Source organism: Paraliomyxa miuraensis, assembly GCF_026337845.1.
GTDB classification, from domain to species: Bacteria; Myxococcota_A; Polyangia; order Nannocystales; family Nannocystaceae; genus Paraliomyxa; species Paraliomyxa miuraensis.
In genome coordinates, this window is record NZ_JAOVZF010000135.1 from 123,172 (window position 1) to 137,587 (window position 14,416).

The 14,416-nt window shown below is 71.9% G+C and carries 13 protein-coding genes; 5 read left to right on the top strand and 8 right to left on the bottom strand.

The window, feature by feature from the left end; genetic code table 11:
- Nucleotides 1-11: 11 nt before the first annotated feature.
- Entirely contained in the window at nt 12-1,043 is a 1,032-nt protein-coding gene (locus OEB96_RS05790; RefSeq protein ID WP_266214436.1) for a Glu/Leu/Phe/Val dehydrogenase dimerization domain-containing protein, read from the top strand.
- Nucleotides 1,044-1,074: 31 nt separating this feature from the next.
- Here the strand turns inward: OEB96_RS05790 and OEB96_RS05795 are convergent, their stop codons facing one another.
- The 4 genes from OEB96_RS05795 to OEB96_RS05810 all read right to left on the bottom strand — a co-directional run bounded on the left by OEB96_RS05795 (nt 1,075) and on the right by OEB96_RS05810 (nt 3,927).
- Nucleotides 1,075-2,328 (bottom strand): hypothetical protein, encoded by a 1,254-nt coding sequence (locus OEB96_RS05795; RefSeq protein ID WP_266214437.1) that lies wholly within the window; start codon nt 2,326-2,328, stop codon nt 1,075-1,077.
- A gap of 115 nt (nt 2,329-2,443) precedes the next feature.
- On the bottom strand, nt 2,444-2,572 hold the full coding sequence (locus OEB96_RS05800) for a hypothetical protein (RefSeq protein ID WP_266214438.1): 129 nt from the start codon (nt 2,570-2,572) through the stop codon (nt 2,444-2,446).
- A 64-nt stretch (nt 2,573-2,636) separates the two neighbouring features.
- Entirely contained in the window at nt 2,637-3,509 is an 873-nt protein-coding gene (locus OEB96_RS05805) for a hypothetical protein (RefSeq protein ID WP_266214439.1), read from the bottom strand.
- 229 nt (nt 3,510-3,738) lie between these two features.
- Entirely contained in the window at nt 3,739-3,927 is a 189-nt protein-coding gene (locus tag OEB96_RS05810) for a hypothetical protein (RefSeq protein ID WP_266214440.1), read from the bottom strand.
- Between the two features lie 166 nt (nt 3,928-4,093).
- On the opposite strand from OEB96_RS05810, the gene OEB96_RS05815 reads away from it, so the two are divergent.
- Nucleotides 4,094-5,602: a DUF4215 domain-containing protein gene (locus tag OEB96_RS05815; protein ID WP_266214441.1), complete on the top strand. Its 1,509-nt coding sequence runs from the start codon at nt 4,094-4,096 to the stop codon at nt 5,600-5,602.
- Here OEB96_RS05815 and OEB96_RS05820 read toward each other — a convergent pair.
- Together OEB96_RS05820 and OEB96_RS05825 are read right to left on the bottom strand one after the other, a co-directional pair.
- Entirely contained in the window at nt 5,599-7,254 is a 1,656-nt protein-coding gene (locus OEB96_RS05820) for a hypothetical protein (RefSeq protein WP_266214442.1), read from the bottom strand. The genes OEB96_RS05815 and OEB96_RS05820 overlap by 4 nt on opposite strands.
- 30 nt (nt 7,255-7,284) lie before the next feature.
- A complete protein-coding gene (locus OEB96_RS05825; protein WP_266214443.1) occupies nt 7,285-7,776 on the bottom strand; it encodes a GNAT family N-acetyltransferase in 492 nt (163 codons plus the stop codon).
- A gap of 207 nt (nt 7,777-7,983) precedes the next feature.
- Here OEB96_RS05825 and OEB96_RS05830 point away from each other — a divergent pair, with 207 nt between their 5' ends.
- Complete coding sequence (locus tag OEB96_RS05830) at nt 7,984-8,988, top strand: prenyltransferase (RefSeq protein WP_266214444.1); 1,005 nt, start codon at nt 7,984-7,986, stop codon at nt 8,986-8,988.
- A gap of 16 nt (nt 8,989-9,004) precedes the next feature.
- On the opposite strand, the gene OEB96_RS05835 is transcribed toward OEB96_RS05830, so the two are convergent.
- Entirely contained in the window at nt 9,005-10,579 is a 1,575-nt protein-coding gene (locus OEB96_RS05835; protein WP_266214445.1) for a DNA polymerase Y subunit UmuC family protein, read from the bottom strand.
- A 187-nt stretch (nt 10,580-10,766) separates the two neighbouring features.
- Between OEB96_RS05835 and OEB96_RS05840 the strand changes: the two genes are divergently transcribed.
- A complete protein-coding gene (locus OEB96_RS05840; protein WP_266214446.1) occupies nt 10,767-12,221 on the top strand; it encodes a CDP-alcohol phosphatidyltransferase family protein in 1,455 nt (484 codons plus the stop codon).
- 26 nt (nt 12,222-12,247) lie between these two features.
- Complete coding sequence (locus OEB96_RS05845) at nt 12,248-13,201, top strand: hypothetical protein (RefSeq protein WP_266214447.1); 954 nt, start codon at nt 12,248-12,250, stop codon at nt 13,199-13,201.
- Nucleotides 13,202-13,213: 12 nt separating this feature from the next.
- Here the strand turns inward: OEB96_RS05845 and OEB96_RS05850 are convergent.
- A partial coding sequence (locus OEB96_RS05850; protein WP_266214448.1) for a serpin family protein occupies nt 13,214-14,416 on the bottom strand: 1,203 nt, incomplete at its 5' end.

Genomic DNA, 14,416 nt, shown 5'->3' on the forward strand with positions numbered 1-14,416 from the left:
GGCCACGGGTCGTGCTGTTCGGGAGGCGAGGACCGGGGGCGGGCTACGAGCGCTTGCTGGTGGTGCAGCGGCCGGCGCTCGGGCTGCGGGCGATCATCGCCGTGCACAGCACCCGGCGCGGCCCGGCGTTCGGGGGGATCCGTCGCAAGCGTTACGCGAGCGAAGGCGAGGCACTGACGGACGCGCTCGAGCTGGCCGAGGCGATGAGCCACAAGTGTGCGCTGGCGGGCCTGTCGGCGGGTGGGGCGAAGACGGTGGTGCTCGACGAGGGGGACACCGCGGACTGGTCGGCGGCCTACGAGGCGCTGGGAGCCGAGATCGAGGGACTCACCGGATCGTACGTGTGCGGGCCCGATCTGGGCACCGGGGCGCGCGAGCTCGCGGCGGTGCGCCGCACGTGCGCCCACGTCAACCCCGAGGGCAATGATGCGGGGGTCTCGACCGCGGCCGGCGTGCATGCGGGCTTGCGTGCCGTGTGGCGAGCGCTGGGGTCGTCGCCCGCGGCCGGCCGCACGGTGGCGATCCAGGGGCTGGGCTCGGTGGGACGGGCGCTGGCCCGGGCGCTGCGCGAGGAGGGCGTGGTGGTGCTCGGCGCCGATCTCGAGCCCGATGCGTGCCGAGCCGCCGCGGCGCTCGGCGTGAGGATCGTGGACCCGTCGGCGTTGCTGTCGGAGCCGTGCGACGTGCTGATGCCGTGCGCCGGCGGGCACGTGCTCGAGGCCTCGACGATCGAGCGGCTGCGCTGCCGGGCGGTGTGCGGGTCGGCCAACAACCAGCTGGCGACGCCGTCCGATGCCGCGCGGCTGCGCGACCGCGGGATCCTGCACGCGCCCGACGTGGTGGTGAGCGCAGGGGCGGTGATCGAAGGGGTGCTCACGGTGCAGCACGGCTCGAGCGATGCATGGGTGAGGGCGCGGGTGCGGGAGACCATCGCCGGGATCGAGGGCACGCTGGCGTCGGTGCTCGACGAGGCCGCACGCCGCGGGCTGCCGCCCTCGCTCGTCGCACGCGAGCGCGGGCAGGGACTGACGGGCTCGACCTGACGGTGGTCTTCGAGCGCGCGCCGGCGTTCACCTACGTGGTCGAGCCGCCCGTGCCTCCACCGCCACCGCCACCGCCGCAATCGAGCATGCAGTCCATCTGCGCCTCGTCGACGCAGATGTCGTCCCACTGGGTGTCGCAGCAGAACGGGTCGAATGCGCACACGCAGTCCTGCACGGGCATGTCGATGCAGCCGGGCGCCATCTGGGGCAGGCAGCAGGGCGGGAGCGGATCGACGCCCGGGCACGTGATCCCGCAGGTGGTCACCGCCAGTTGCACGCACCCGGCGTCCCACGGGAACAGGCAGCAGCCGTCGTCGAGCATGCAGGTGCAGTCGGTGACCACGGGGTCGTCGCAGCCGGGGCCGGGAGTCTCGACGCAGCAATCGCCCTCGTTGGCGGGCGGCAGGCCGCAGTCGATCATGCACTCGTACTGTGCCTCGTTGACGCAGATGCCATCCCAGTCGGTGTCGCAGCAGTAGCCGTCGATGGCGCACACGCAGTCCTGCACCATCATGTCGTCGCAGCCAGGGGAGCCGTTGGCCATGCAGCAGTCACCGCCACCCACCGGGGTACACTCGGCGTTGCAGTCGTCGTTCGCGATCTCGACGCACTGGCCGTCCCACTGCTCGTCGCAGCAGAACGGATCGATGGCGCACACGCAGCCCTCGAGCATCGGGTCCTCGGGACAGCCGGGAGAGCCCGAGGGGACGCAGCAGGCATCCGCCCCGCCGCCGCACTCCGCCGCACACTGACGGATGGCCGTCTGGACGCACTGGTCGTCCCATTGCTGGTCGCAGCAGAACGCATCGAGCCCGCACACGCAGCCCTCGAGCGCGGGATCCTCGGCGCACCCGGGCTGGTCGCTGGCGCTGCAGCACACGGGCTCGGGGGCGCCGGTGGTGTCGGTGGTGGTCTGCGCGCCGCAGCCTCCGCACGCCAGGGCCTGCTCCACGCAGGTCTCGTCCCATTCGAATGCGCAGCAAAAGGCGATCTCGTTGCAGACGCAGGTGGTCAGGTCGGGGTCTTCGCAGCCGACCGCGTCATGAGGGGCGCAGCAGTCCTGCGATCCCGCGGTGTCGCCCGCGCTGGAGGACGACGAGGTGCCGGTGTCGTCGACGACCCCGGAACTGGTCGAGCCCTGGCTGGTGGCGGTGGCGAGCCCGGTGCTCGCGACGGACGTGCTCGACTCGGAGCCCGTAGGCTCGAGCTGCGAGACCTCGTCGGGGCAGGCGGGGAGCAGGAGCGCAGCGAGGGAGAGGCCCAGGAGTCTCGATCGTCGTCGCATCGGCACGCCCATCGAGCCCGTACGAGCGACGCGCTCCCGATGCGCGCGGCGGCAAGGGCCCCGGTCAAGGGTAGGCCGAATGCGCGGGCCAGGATCCAGGAAATTCAGCCGGTGCTCAGCTGCGGGCGGGCGCACGGCGTGGATTGAGGATCATCCACACGACCATCGCACACACCGTGACGAGCGCGGTGGCGGCTGCGGCCACCACGGCCATGGTCATCAGCCCGCGGGGGAGGAGGGCCACTCGGTCGAGCACCGCGTTCATCGCCCCCCAAGACGGGAGCGAGGTGGTGCGGTTGCAGGGTTTCCTACAGCCACACGCGCATGCCCGCCATGGGGCCGCCCAGGCCCACGCGGCCGACCTGGGTGTGCTCGTAGCCGCCGAAGACCTCGATTCTCCACAGCATCACGCCCACCGAGCCCCGGGCGCGGACCATGACGGCCTTGTAGAGCTGTCCCGCGTCGACGCGGCCGGAGAAGACGACGGGCCAGGTGGGGAACAGATCGATGCTGCTCGTGATGTTCCACCCGAGCGCGTACTCACGATGCCCTTGGCCGGGGACGCGGCCGTCGATCATGGTGTTCAGGCCGCCTCCGAGCCGAAACAGGGCGCGGGGGAAGTGGAACGGAATGAGGCTGAGGTTGGCGGTGCCGAGGTAGAGCGCATCGTTGGCGGCGGGCTCGAGGTAGTAGGAGAGATCTCCGTCGACGCTGAAGAGCTGGCCGTCGATGCGCAGGCCTCCTGCGCCGCGCCACAGGCCCTGGCCCTGGTAGGCGCCCTCGGCCCAGACCTGACCGCCGTGCACGCGGGTTGGATCGTTGGGGGATCGTGGCGCACGCATGTAGCTTCGGGCTCCGCCCCGGTAGGGGTACTCGCGGTAGCGCAGCCGGGTGTGAACGGTGGTGCGATCGGAGCGGGGGGCGCGGGAGCTCGACCCGCTGCCCAACCAGCCGCTGCCCCCGGAGCAGCAGTAGGAGGAGCTGTCGTCATCGCTCGACGAGCTACTGTCACTGCTCGAGCTCGAGCTGCTCGACGAGCTGCTGTCACTGCTCGACGAGCTGCTGCCGCTGACCTCGCTGCGGACCGAGTCCAGGCGTCCGGCTCGCGCGGTGCTGGGCCACGACCACGACGCACCCAGCAGCAGCGCCCCCATGGCCACGATTCCCTTCCATCCCCTCATCGCGTCTCACCATGACACTCGCGGCCTTGCTCCGGTAGCGGGGCTGCCCTGGCGGGAGCACCGGGGAGCCACCCGGTGGTGATGCACGTCACCGGGGGATTCCCCGGGGCGGTTCGTGACGGGCGCGTCGATGGGCCCGGCGTTCGGCGTTCAACGGGCGTTCGACCCAACCCGTTCGACCCAACCCGTTCGACCCAACCGTTCGACCCAACCCGTTCGACCCAACCGTTCAACCGGGATCGCCAGCGCGGGATGTGGCCGAGCGCTCGCGGAGCAGCGGGGGGGACGCGACCCATCCATGCGCGTCGCCGTCCCATCGCCACCAGGGGCCGAGCAGTGCATCGGAGTGGGTCTGTCCGGCGCGGAGCCGCACGGGACCTCGGTTGCCCTTGCTGGCGTCGTTCGTGGTGCGTTCCATCGTCTCGAGCCCACTCGCCGCGAAGGCGGCCCCGGAGAACGAATCGTAGCGTAGGTGTATTCAACCCCGTGTCAATGCGCGACTTCGTGCGTGTCCAGGGCGCATACGAGGCCGCACGGCAAGGTCCTTTGACCGGAGCGGGGGAGGGGCGAGATGATGCTCGCGCGTGCTCGTTCGCCCCCGTACCCCACTGCTGCTGCTGGCCGTCGCGCTCGGTGGGTGCGGCGACGATCTCCCCATGAGCCCGAGCGGGAGCTCGTCGTCCTCGGGGGAGCCGGCGACCACCGGATCGAGCACGACGGCCGTGGTGGACGAGGGAACCACGTCGGCGTCGACGTCGGAGACCACCGCGGAGTCGGGGGGCGACACCGGGTTTCCGCCGCCTCGAGCGGAGTGCGGCAATGGCTACGTGGAGGCCGGCGAGGAGTGCGACGACGGCAACGCCGAGGACGAGGATGGCTGCAACAACGCGTGCGAGGTCCCCTGTGGCTTGCAGTGGTTCGAGCTGACGCTCGGGCCCACGCTGGACTCGGAGATCGAGGGGCTGGCGATCGCGCGCGATGCCAACGATCAGATCGTGCTGGCGGGGCGGCTGCGGGAGATCACGGTGGACATGGAGGGCACCGTGACCGAGGGCGACGATACGGTGCTGGTGCAGTCCCATGATCCCACCGGGGCGATGGTGTGGGCCCAGGTGCTGGGCACCCCGGACGGTGATGCGATCGTGGCCGGGGTGGCGGTGGACGGCGTGGGCGACGTGTACGTGGCGGCCACGGTGGATGCGGCCGATGGCGGGAGGGCGATCCGGGTGACGAAGCTCGCGGCAGACGATGGCACCTCGCCGTGGGTGCACGACTTCGACGGGCCGTTCGTGGGAGAGGACGAGATTGCGACGGGGATCGCGGTGGGCCCCGATGGTCAGCCGGTGGTGACGGGGCAGGTGCGGGCGGGGGCCGGCGACGACGACGTGTGGCTGCGCAAGCTCGACGCGGCCGACGGCAGCGAGGTGTGGACCCAGACGTACACGGGCGCGGGCTCCGGGGGGTTCTCGACCGACGACGGCGGGCCGCTGGCGATCGGGCCCGATGGCTCGATCTACGTGCTGGCGCGGATCTACGAGGATTTCCAGACCCAGCGCGGCACGCTGCTGCGCTTTGGTCCCGACGGCGGACCCCCGCAGTGGACGTTCGTGCCGACCATCGGCGGGGCGGATCAGACGTTCGAGCCGGTGGCGGTGTCGGTGGGAGCCGACGGCCGCCCGGTGATGGGCGTGCTGCGGGCGGGGGGATTCGTGGACTTTTGGGTGACTGCGCTCGATGCGAGCGGCCAGGAGCAGTGGACCAAGAGCCGTGCGGACTTCGAGGTGGCGGACGCGGGCTCGGACTGGCTGCTCGAGGGGCTGGCCCACAGCGGCGAGGAGCTCGTCGTGCTCGGGCGCTATGTCAACGACCAGCGCCTCGGCGGCAGCTCGTGGTGGGAGGCCTGGGTGACTCGCCTGGACGCAGACGGGATGCCGCGCTGTGCGGTGCTGCAGCAGGCGGAGTACGAGGGGTTGTTGCCGCCGTCGCTGCGCGGCTATGCGGTGACGGCCACGTCCGACGGCAGCGCCGTGGTCACGGGTGAGCAGACCTCGTCCGACGAGCTGGCGCTGTGGCTGGGGAGCTTCAGGGGCTAGTCGCCTGCCCGCGCTCGCGCGGCGAAGTGGTCGTGGATCGCGGCCGGGTCGATGGCCAGGGGGGCGACGCGATCGGGGGGCCGAAGGTGCAGCGCGGTGGCGAGGGGCAGGCTCGCGGGGCGAGGGGCGATGATCTGCACGGTGTCGCCGTCGGGACGCACGTAGATCCACGCGGGCAGCGGGTCGACCCCGCCCGCATGCGTGACCTCGATCGCGGCTCCGGGCGTGGCCAGCGAGGCCGGGAGGGCGCCGGTCGCGGTCCACCAGCGCTCGGTGCCATCGGGATGGAGCGCGCCCATCAGCACGCCGTCGCCGGGGGTGGTGCTCATGGCATCCCAGCTGGTGAGCACCTCGATGACGTCGAGGGTCTGCTCCCAGCCGTAGTCGGAGACCCACTCGTTGCTGCAGTAGGTCATGTAGTCGCGGCTGCCGGTGGGCGAGCGGAGCTTGAAGTCGTGGATGCCAAAGCCCCACACGCCGATGCGGCCCTGCGGATGGGGATAGGCCATGTCGGCCCCGGCCTCGCCTCCGCTGCACAGCACGTGGTAGCGGCCCTGGGTGTGGCCGATCTCGTGCACGAAGGTCTCGGCGGCCGCGGCTCCGCTGCCCGACCAGCGGCCGGTGGCGATGCGCTGCTGGGCCAGCTCCATGGCGGGCGTGGGCGGGATGCCGATCGCCTGGCCGAGCAGGCCGGGCGGGTAGCCGTCGCAGGGAGCGAGCAGCCCGTAGTAGTAGAGATTGGGCGGGGGATCATCGGCGGCGCGGCGCTCGGCGAGGGCGGTGAGCACGGGGCCGAAGCCGGTGCCGCTGGTCCCGATGGGATCGAGGTAGGGCATGGGCTCGCCCACGGTGAGGATGGCCTCCTGTACCGCGTTGCACTGCTCGAGCTCCTCGCGCATGTCCTGCACGTCCTGGTCGGTGATCGTGGGCATGCACTCCTCCCCCTCGAACTGGTGGAGGACGGGGACGAGCTCGACCCGCAGCTGCAGCGGTGCGTCGTAGACCGACAGCGTGCCTCGGCTTGCGAGCGGCAAGATGGGCGGTGGATCGGAGATCTGGCCCGTGGCGAGCGTGGGATCGGGGTCGAGCAGCCGCACGCGGTACTGGATGCCGGGGACCACCTCGTGGGGCTGGAGCAGCCACTGGAACGAGGTCCCGCCGTCGTTGCCCTCGCCCTCGACCCACAGCGAGAAGTCCTGCACGAGCTGGGTGCCATCGGGGTAGTCGGCCTCGAGGCGACCGATGAGCTCCCGGGGGGTGAAGTCGGCGTGCAGCGACCAAAATGCGCGAAGCAGCGTGGTTCGCCCCGAGATCAGCCGCGCCGCGTCGGGAGACGGCGGCAACTCGAGGCCTTCGTCGACGAGATCCACCTGGACGCCCTGGTTGGCGGTCAGACGCGTGAGGCGGATCCCGCTCGCGAACGCGAGCGGTGCTTCGGGAGCGCCCGTGGTGGTGGAGCCGCCGTCGCCGTCGCCGGAGGTCGTGGACGTGCCGACCGATGCGGTCTCGTCGGCTCCCTGGGTGGTGGTGCCGGTGGTGCTGGCCGAGGAGGTGGTGCCGGTCCCGTCGCCAGCCACGGTGGGGCCGTCGTCCCCGCAGGCCCATAGCACACTGGTCCCGATCGAGAACGCGATCCCAAGCCCACGGGACATGGGCTCCACGGTAGCACCAATCTCCGGGGACTACTCGATCAGAGTCGGCGAGCCACCGGGATCGATCGGCGCCTCGTCGGGATACCGATAGACCTGCTGCTCCTTGTAGAGCTCGAAGCCCAGCGCCTCGTAGAACGACAGGGCATCCTCGCGATGCTCCTGCGCGCGCGCGCGGAGGTCCCTGACCTTGCGCTCGTCGCCCCACTGTCGCACGCGGTCGACGAGGGCCCGCCCCACGCCCAGCCGGCGGTGGTGAGCGCTCACCACCAGGCCCATGATCTCGGAGAAGGGGTCGCACCACAGGGGCTTGCGCAGCTCCACGTGGACCCAGCCCACGACCTCGAGGCCGTCGATGGCGGCGACGAACACCGCATGCTCGGGTTCGTCGCGAACTCGCGCCAGGCGCTGCCGCATCATGACCTCGCTGCAGTCGTAGCCGAGCTGCAGGGTCAGCCGCGAGACGACGGAGGCGTCGGCGAGGGTGGCCCGGCGGGTCTCCAACGTGAGCTGCTGGGTGGCCATGGCGGTTCGAGGCTACCCGCTCCGCGCGGGGGCGCAAAGGGCGGACGCGCGGACCAGCGCCATGGTCGCCAGGCGGCGTCTTCGGTCGGGTTCGGTGGCCGGCTGGATCCGACGGCGAGGTGGCAGCGGGGCGCCGGACCGGCGGGGCGAGGCTCGAGGAGTCGGGAGTCCACCCGAGGCACGCCCCGCAGTATCGTCGTGGGCACCATGGATCCTCGGATGTGGCTGCGTGCGGTGTCCGTCATCCCTCGGCTCGATCGCGAGGGGTGGGACCGACTCGACCCGATCGCGCGCTGGTTGGTGGCGGTGCGTGCAGCGGTGCTGGTGATGACGGTGACGTCGGCCGGCCTCGCCGGCTTGCTCGCGCTGCGCGACGGAGTCTTCGACGGGGTGCGCTTCGGGCTGCTGCTGGTGGGCCTGACGTTGGCGCATGCGACCAACAACCTGGTCAACGACCTGACCGATCACGTCAAGGGGCTCGATCGGGGAGACTCGTTTCGGGCGCGCTACGGGCCGCAGCCGCTCGAGCACGGCCTGCTCACGCCCCGGGCGATGCTGCGCTACGTGGCGGTGACGGGCGGGGTGGCGCTGCTTTGCGGGGTGCTGCTGGTGCTCGTGCGCGGCGGCGCCACGTGGTGGTTGTTCGCAGCCGGCATCGCGTTGGTGCTGGCGTACACGTGGCCGCTCAAGCACGTGGGGCTGGGCGAGCCCGCGGTGCTCCTGGTGTGGGGGCCCCTGATGGTGGGCGGGGGGTACTACGTGATGGCCGACGACCTGCCCACGGGGGTGCTGTGGGCCAGCCTGCCGTTTGCGATGTGTGCCACGGGGGTGCTGTTCGGCAAGCACATCGACAAGCTCGATCAGGATCGGCGCAAGGGCGTGCGAACGCTTCCGGTGCTGCTCGGCGAGGCGAGGGCGCGGGCCGTGGCTCGGAGCCTGATCGTGCTGCCCTACGGGGTGGTCGGGCTGTGCGTGGCCCTGGGCCACCTGGGCTGGCCGGTGCTGGTGATCGTCGTTGCGCTGCCGGTTGCACGGCGCGTGCTCCCGCCGTTTCGCTCGCCCCGACCGCAGGCCCCGCCCGCGGAGCTGCCCAGGGGAGTGTGGCCGCTGTTCTTCGTGGCCCTGGCGTTCCACCACATGCGCTGGTTCGGTGGGTCGTTCGTGGTGGGCGTCGTCCTCGACGTGCTGCGCGTGCGCCTTGGGGTGGGTTGAACCCCGTGGGGCATCGTCAGCCGACCACCCCTTGCAGGTACCACCCCCGCCGCACGCGATCGTAGAACACCCACAGCAGCTCGCCGGGCTCGGTCTGCACGAAGTAGTAGTCGCGCTCGACGGTGCGGACCCACCAGCCTCCGCTGATCCGGTAGGGACCCTCGATCGAGACGATCGGTCCACGAGTCCCCAGCCATGGCTGCTCGCAGTCGGACGCGGTGGATGGCGGGGCCGCGGGCAGCCGCTGGGGGCGGGGCAGCAGGCGTCGCTGCAGGGGCAGGGGGGGCTCGCAGCCGACGTCCACGGCAGCCCCCACCACCTCGGGCCGCGGAAATCCGAGGGTGGCGGTGGGGCTCCACGAAAATCGTGCCTCGGGCAGGTGGGCCTCGCGCAGGTGGGCCCGGGTGACGGCCTCCGGCCCCAGCCACGCGCGCAGCCGTGCCAGCGCGCGCTCGGCTGCGTCGAGATCGCGGCGGGCCTGGGTGCGAAACAGCGCCAGCTGCCCGGACGGGGCCTCCACCCCCTCGAGCTCCAGCTCGAGCGCCTCGACCGGCGCGCGCAGGGTGGCGGCGTCGAGTCGCAGGCGCAGCAGATCGATGACCATGGGCTCGTCGAGCGTGGGGCGGGCGGGCTCGAGTCGCTCGTCGTGGGGCTCTGGATGGTGATCGAGGCGCAGGCGCAGGCGCAGGGCCGACATGGCCTGGCCGCGATCGCACAGCTCGACCATGAGGTCGTGCAGCATGCTCTTGAGCAGGAACAGGAGCCGCGTGCGATCGTCGTCGGGAGGCTCGAGGGACTTGGTGGCGCGGACCGGCTCGACGAGGGGACGAGGCCGCAGCGGAGCCCAGCCGTCGCGGCCGCATGCGTGCAGCGCCGCGGCGGCCTCGCCAAAGCGGGCGCGCAGATCGGCCTCGGGCAGCCGCAGCAGCTCGCCCAGGGTGCCCACCCCCAGGCGGTGCAGGCCGTCGCGGGCCTTGGCGGGCAGGGTCAGCCGATCGAGCGGCACCTTGGCGGCGGCGCTCGTCTCCTGGCCGGGATCGTCGTTGACCCACACGCCGCGTCGCACCCGAGCCAGCGCGTAGCAGCGGAAGCGATGGAACCCCACCACCACGGTGGAGCGCAGGCCCAGCGCTTCGAGCGCCTCGCGGATGCCGTGGCCCCAGTGCTCGAAGCTGGTGAACAGCGGCACCATGCCGCAGGGATCGAGCCAGAACACGCCGGGGGCCCCCTCCACCGCGGCTCGGGGTCGCGGGCCCTTGGTGGAGGCCGACGAGGACGGGGTGGGAGCGTCGAAGACCTCGACGCGGGGCGAGAACGTCGACAGTCGCTGGGCCACGCGCTCGATGGTCTCGTGGATCTCGTGCGGGCTCACGACGCCCGCTCGCACGCGGGCATCGAGGCTCTGGGCGGCGGCAAGGCTCATGCCCGGGCGGATCCGGTGGCGGCGGGCGGCATCGTTGACCCACAGCACCTCGGCCTGGGGTCTGTCGTCGGCGACCACCACCACGGCGTCGTCGGCCCAGCCGGGCTCGCGCCGCAGCAGCAGCTGGAGCGGAAGCTCGGGCACGTCGACGCAGGCGGCCCTGTCCATGGATCCGGCCATCTCGAGAGGGATGCTGAACATACGACCAGTTTGGTCGGGACGCGAGCTGCGCGATCGTCGCAATCGTGGTCGAGGGTGTTCCTCGAGGGTGGTGGGATGGCATCGCGAGGACGCGAGGGGGCGGGGACGACAAAGGCCCTGCGGCCGGCTCTCGATGCCTCATGCTTGAGGCCGCGTGTCGTCCTCTGCCGACGCTCCCGAGCCTGCCCCGCGGCGGCGTAGAGTCGAAAAGCCCTCCTGGTTGCTCGCGTTCGAGCAGCGGCTGACCGAGCGTCTGCTGCGGCGCCCGACGGTGGTGCCCGCGATCAAGCTGGTGGTGGTGGTGCCGCTGCTGCTGCTGGTGCTGCGGCAGATCCAGGTGCTGCCCGCCACGCCCGCGCTGGTGGGGGGGCTGCTGGTGGTGTTCTTCGTGCTCGACTACCTCCACGGGCTGGTGGCGCGCGCTCGGATCGCGCCGAGCCACCTGCATCGCGCGCTCGATGGCCTGACCGATCTGCCGCTCTTGCTGGTGGTGGCGCCCTATGTGGTGGAGCTGCTGCCGTCGCCGCTGCTGGGGGCCAAGATCGGGGTGGAGCTGCTGCTATGGGTGCTCTACGTGGCCGGCCGCGACGCGGCGGGAAGCCGCCTGGGCAACGCGGTCAGCTATGGGGCCGTGATCGCGGTGTTCGGGCTGAGCCAGGGCTGGGCGCCGCGGGTGATCACGCCGCGCACGGCCGAGGCCGCGCTGTGGGCGAGCACCGTGCTCTCGGGGATCGTGGGGCTCTATGCGCTGGGCTTGCTGCAAAAGCGCTTCATCGCCGACGCGCTCTCGGCCGCCAACCTCTTGTGCGGCGGGTTTGCGATCTGGTTCTCCACCCAGCAGCGCTTCGAGATCAGCCTGCTGTTCGTGCTGCTCGGGGCCGCCTTCGACGGCTTCGACGGGGCGGCGGCGCGCCGCTTCGGGGGCACCAAGATCGGCGTGTACTCCGACGACGTGGCCGACGGGGTCAACTACGGGATCTCCCCGGCGGTGGCGCTCTACTGCCTGCTGGGTGGCCTGTCCGGGGCGCTGCTGGGGGTGTTCTACGGCCTGTTCGTGGTCAGCCGCCTGGTGTTCTTCACCCTGATGAAGTCGGCCAGCGACCCCAATTACTTTCGCGGGGTCCCAAGCCCGGTGGGGGGGCTCACCACGATGTCGTCGATCGTGGTGTTCCGGGAGCAGCCGGCGATCGTGGGGCTGATGGTGGGGATCGCCTGTGCGCAGATGGTGGCGTTCTCCACCGACTATCGCCACCTCGGACGCGCGGTGGGAGGCTGGGTCTCGCGGCGCCGTCGCCAGCGTGGAGGACGAGCGCGTCGGCGGGCGCTGTTCGGGGCCACGCTCTACATCCTGGTGCTGCTGCTGGGCATCCGGCTGTTCGCGCTCGAGGCCGCGGTGGGCTTCATCCTGGTGGCCAACCTCGCGTATGGCTTCACGCCGAGCGTGCTGGCCTTCAAGCGAGCGATCGATCTCAGGCGGGAGCTCGCACGGCGGCGCGGAGCGTCGGGGGTGCTCGACGAGCCCCTGACCCCGGTGCCCGACGGCGAGGCGTCGAGCGAGCGGGGAGCGAGCGAGCCCCTGGGCGAGGCCGAGCAGGGGGCACCGTCATGATGCGGCACGGGGCGAGGCTGGGAGCGATGCTCGTGGCGCTCGGGCCTTGGGCGTGTACCTCGGCGGAGCACCACGAGCCCGCGCCGGGGCCGGTGGTGCCGCGGGAGGGCTTCGTGCTGCCCACGCCCGTTGGCGCCCGAGCGCTGCCCGAGTCGTTCTTCGGGGTGGTGGTGGCCGAGGATGGGCTATGGGGGATGTCGGGCCCGGGACGCTCGCTCTCGGTGATCCGAGAGGGACCGTTGCCGCCCATGGATCCGGCCATGGGATTGGGGCGCCCCATGATCGACGAGCTCTACGATGCGGTGGCCGAGCGCTTCGACGGTGCGACGGCCGAGGATCCCCTCGAGGTGATCTGGCTCGTCGATGCGCGGGTGCAGCTGGAGGTGGTCGCGCGGGCCCTGTACACGGTGGGGCGTGCAGGCCCGAGCCGCATGTGGCTGGCCACCGGGTCGATCACGGCACCCACCGTGATCGAGATCGCCATGCCGCCGTTCACGGGGCCGGGCCGAGACACGGCCCCGCCGGACTACGTGGCCGACCTCGAGCTGGTGGTGGTGGGCGATCGCGTGACGGCGGTGGCCCACCCGCGACCGGTCGGCGATCCGCCCGGGCTGGCCGCGCTCGGGGCCGAGCTCGCGCCCGATCCTCGGCCGATCCGGACCCGCGATGGGCAGTGCCAGCGTCCGCTCCATGCCACGCTGCGGGACGTGGGCGAGGCGCTGTGCGAGCTGTCGGGGCCGTATGCGCTGACCGTGGACGTGCCGCTGCGCGGCATGACCCACGGTGAGCTGCTCGAGCGGCTCGCGGCCGATCCTCGACCGCCGCGCTGCGTGGCCGGCCCGCCGCGCCTGTCCGTGTCCGCGGAGCCGGTCGCACTGCGCTGCGAGGGTGCGGTCACGGTGAGCGAGCTTCCGGCCCGCTTCGCGGCCGAGGCCCGGGCGCGCAGCGCCGCGGTCGAGGCCGATCCCGAGTTCGAGTAGCGGTCGGTTCGCTCAGCCCTCGGTCTTCGGATCGACCACCCGACCGAGGAACAGCACGAGCCCGGTCTTGGTGTCGCGCACGAGGTAGAGGAACGGCCGGTCGACCGCGAGCACCGTGGGCTCGCTGGGCATGCCGCCGGCGCGCGCCAGGACGGCGGTGGCGGCCGCGGCCTCGGTGCCCTTCTCGTCCACCGCGATGAAGCCCTTGTGGAAGACCTCCGACAGCTGCAGCTGCTCGCGGGGCGGGGCGATGCCGGTCAGGTCGGCCTCGGCGGTGAACAGGGTGCGGATGCCCAGCTCGCCCAGCACCGGCTGCAGGCGCAGGCTCTCGGCGGGGGCGATGCGGAACTTGGGCAGCGACAGCGCCACGCGCTCGCCGGTCAAGGCGCCCATCCAGCGATCGAGCGTCTCGGGGGTCAGCGCGGCCTCGAGGGCCGCAAGCCCGTCGACGGCCGTGGGCACCACCACCGTCATCGCGAACGCCGGATCGGCATAGGGCAGCTCGATCAAGGACACGCCCTCGCTCGGGAGCCGAGCGATCCGAAAGTGCTCGGTGACCGTCATGGTGGGGACGTCGTGGGGACCACCGGGGGCCGAGAACGGAGCGGGTGCGGTCCGGTGCTCGGGGAACGGGCTCATCCACTGCGACTTGAAGTAGATCGCGTTGACCAGCACCAGCCGCGTGGTGTCGTCGACCGAGCCCGCGGGGAGGAGATCCTGGATCCTCTCGCGCGTCTGCTGCTCCACCCAGCCGTTGATCTCCGCTCGCGACGGCTCGGGCGCGCCGCGGAAGTCCATGGTCTGCAGCGGTGCCGCGAACACGGACTTGGTCCGCTCGAGGAACGGCTCGTGGAATGCGACCTTGGCCTCGCCGAACAGGCGGTTGGCGACGGCCAGCTCCACGCCCTCGGGCGGCGCGGCGTAGGCGGCCAGCATCGTCCCCACGGCCGATTGCACCTCGGCCACCGGGTACGAGCCGAACCCGAGCGCGCGCTCGATCTCGGCGGCCGAGGGTCCCTTGGCGCCCGCGTGGGTCATGCACAGGGCCAGCGCCACCGAGGCCGGCGAGATCACCTGATCGCCCGGGGTGCTCGCGACCTTGCGGTAGAGGTCGAGCCCGAAGGCGTTGAAGCCGGTGGCGATGGCGGTCACGGTCTCGGGGGCGGCGGCGGCGGGTGGCATGGGGGCGGTGGGCTCGGGGGCGGTGGGCTCGGG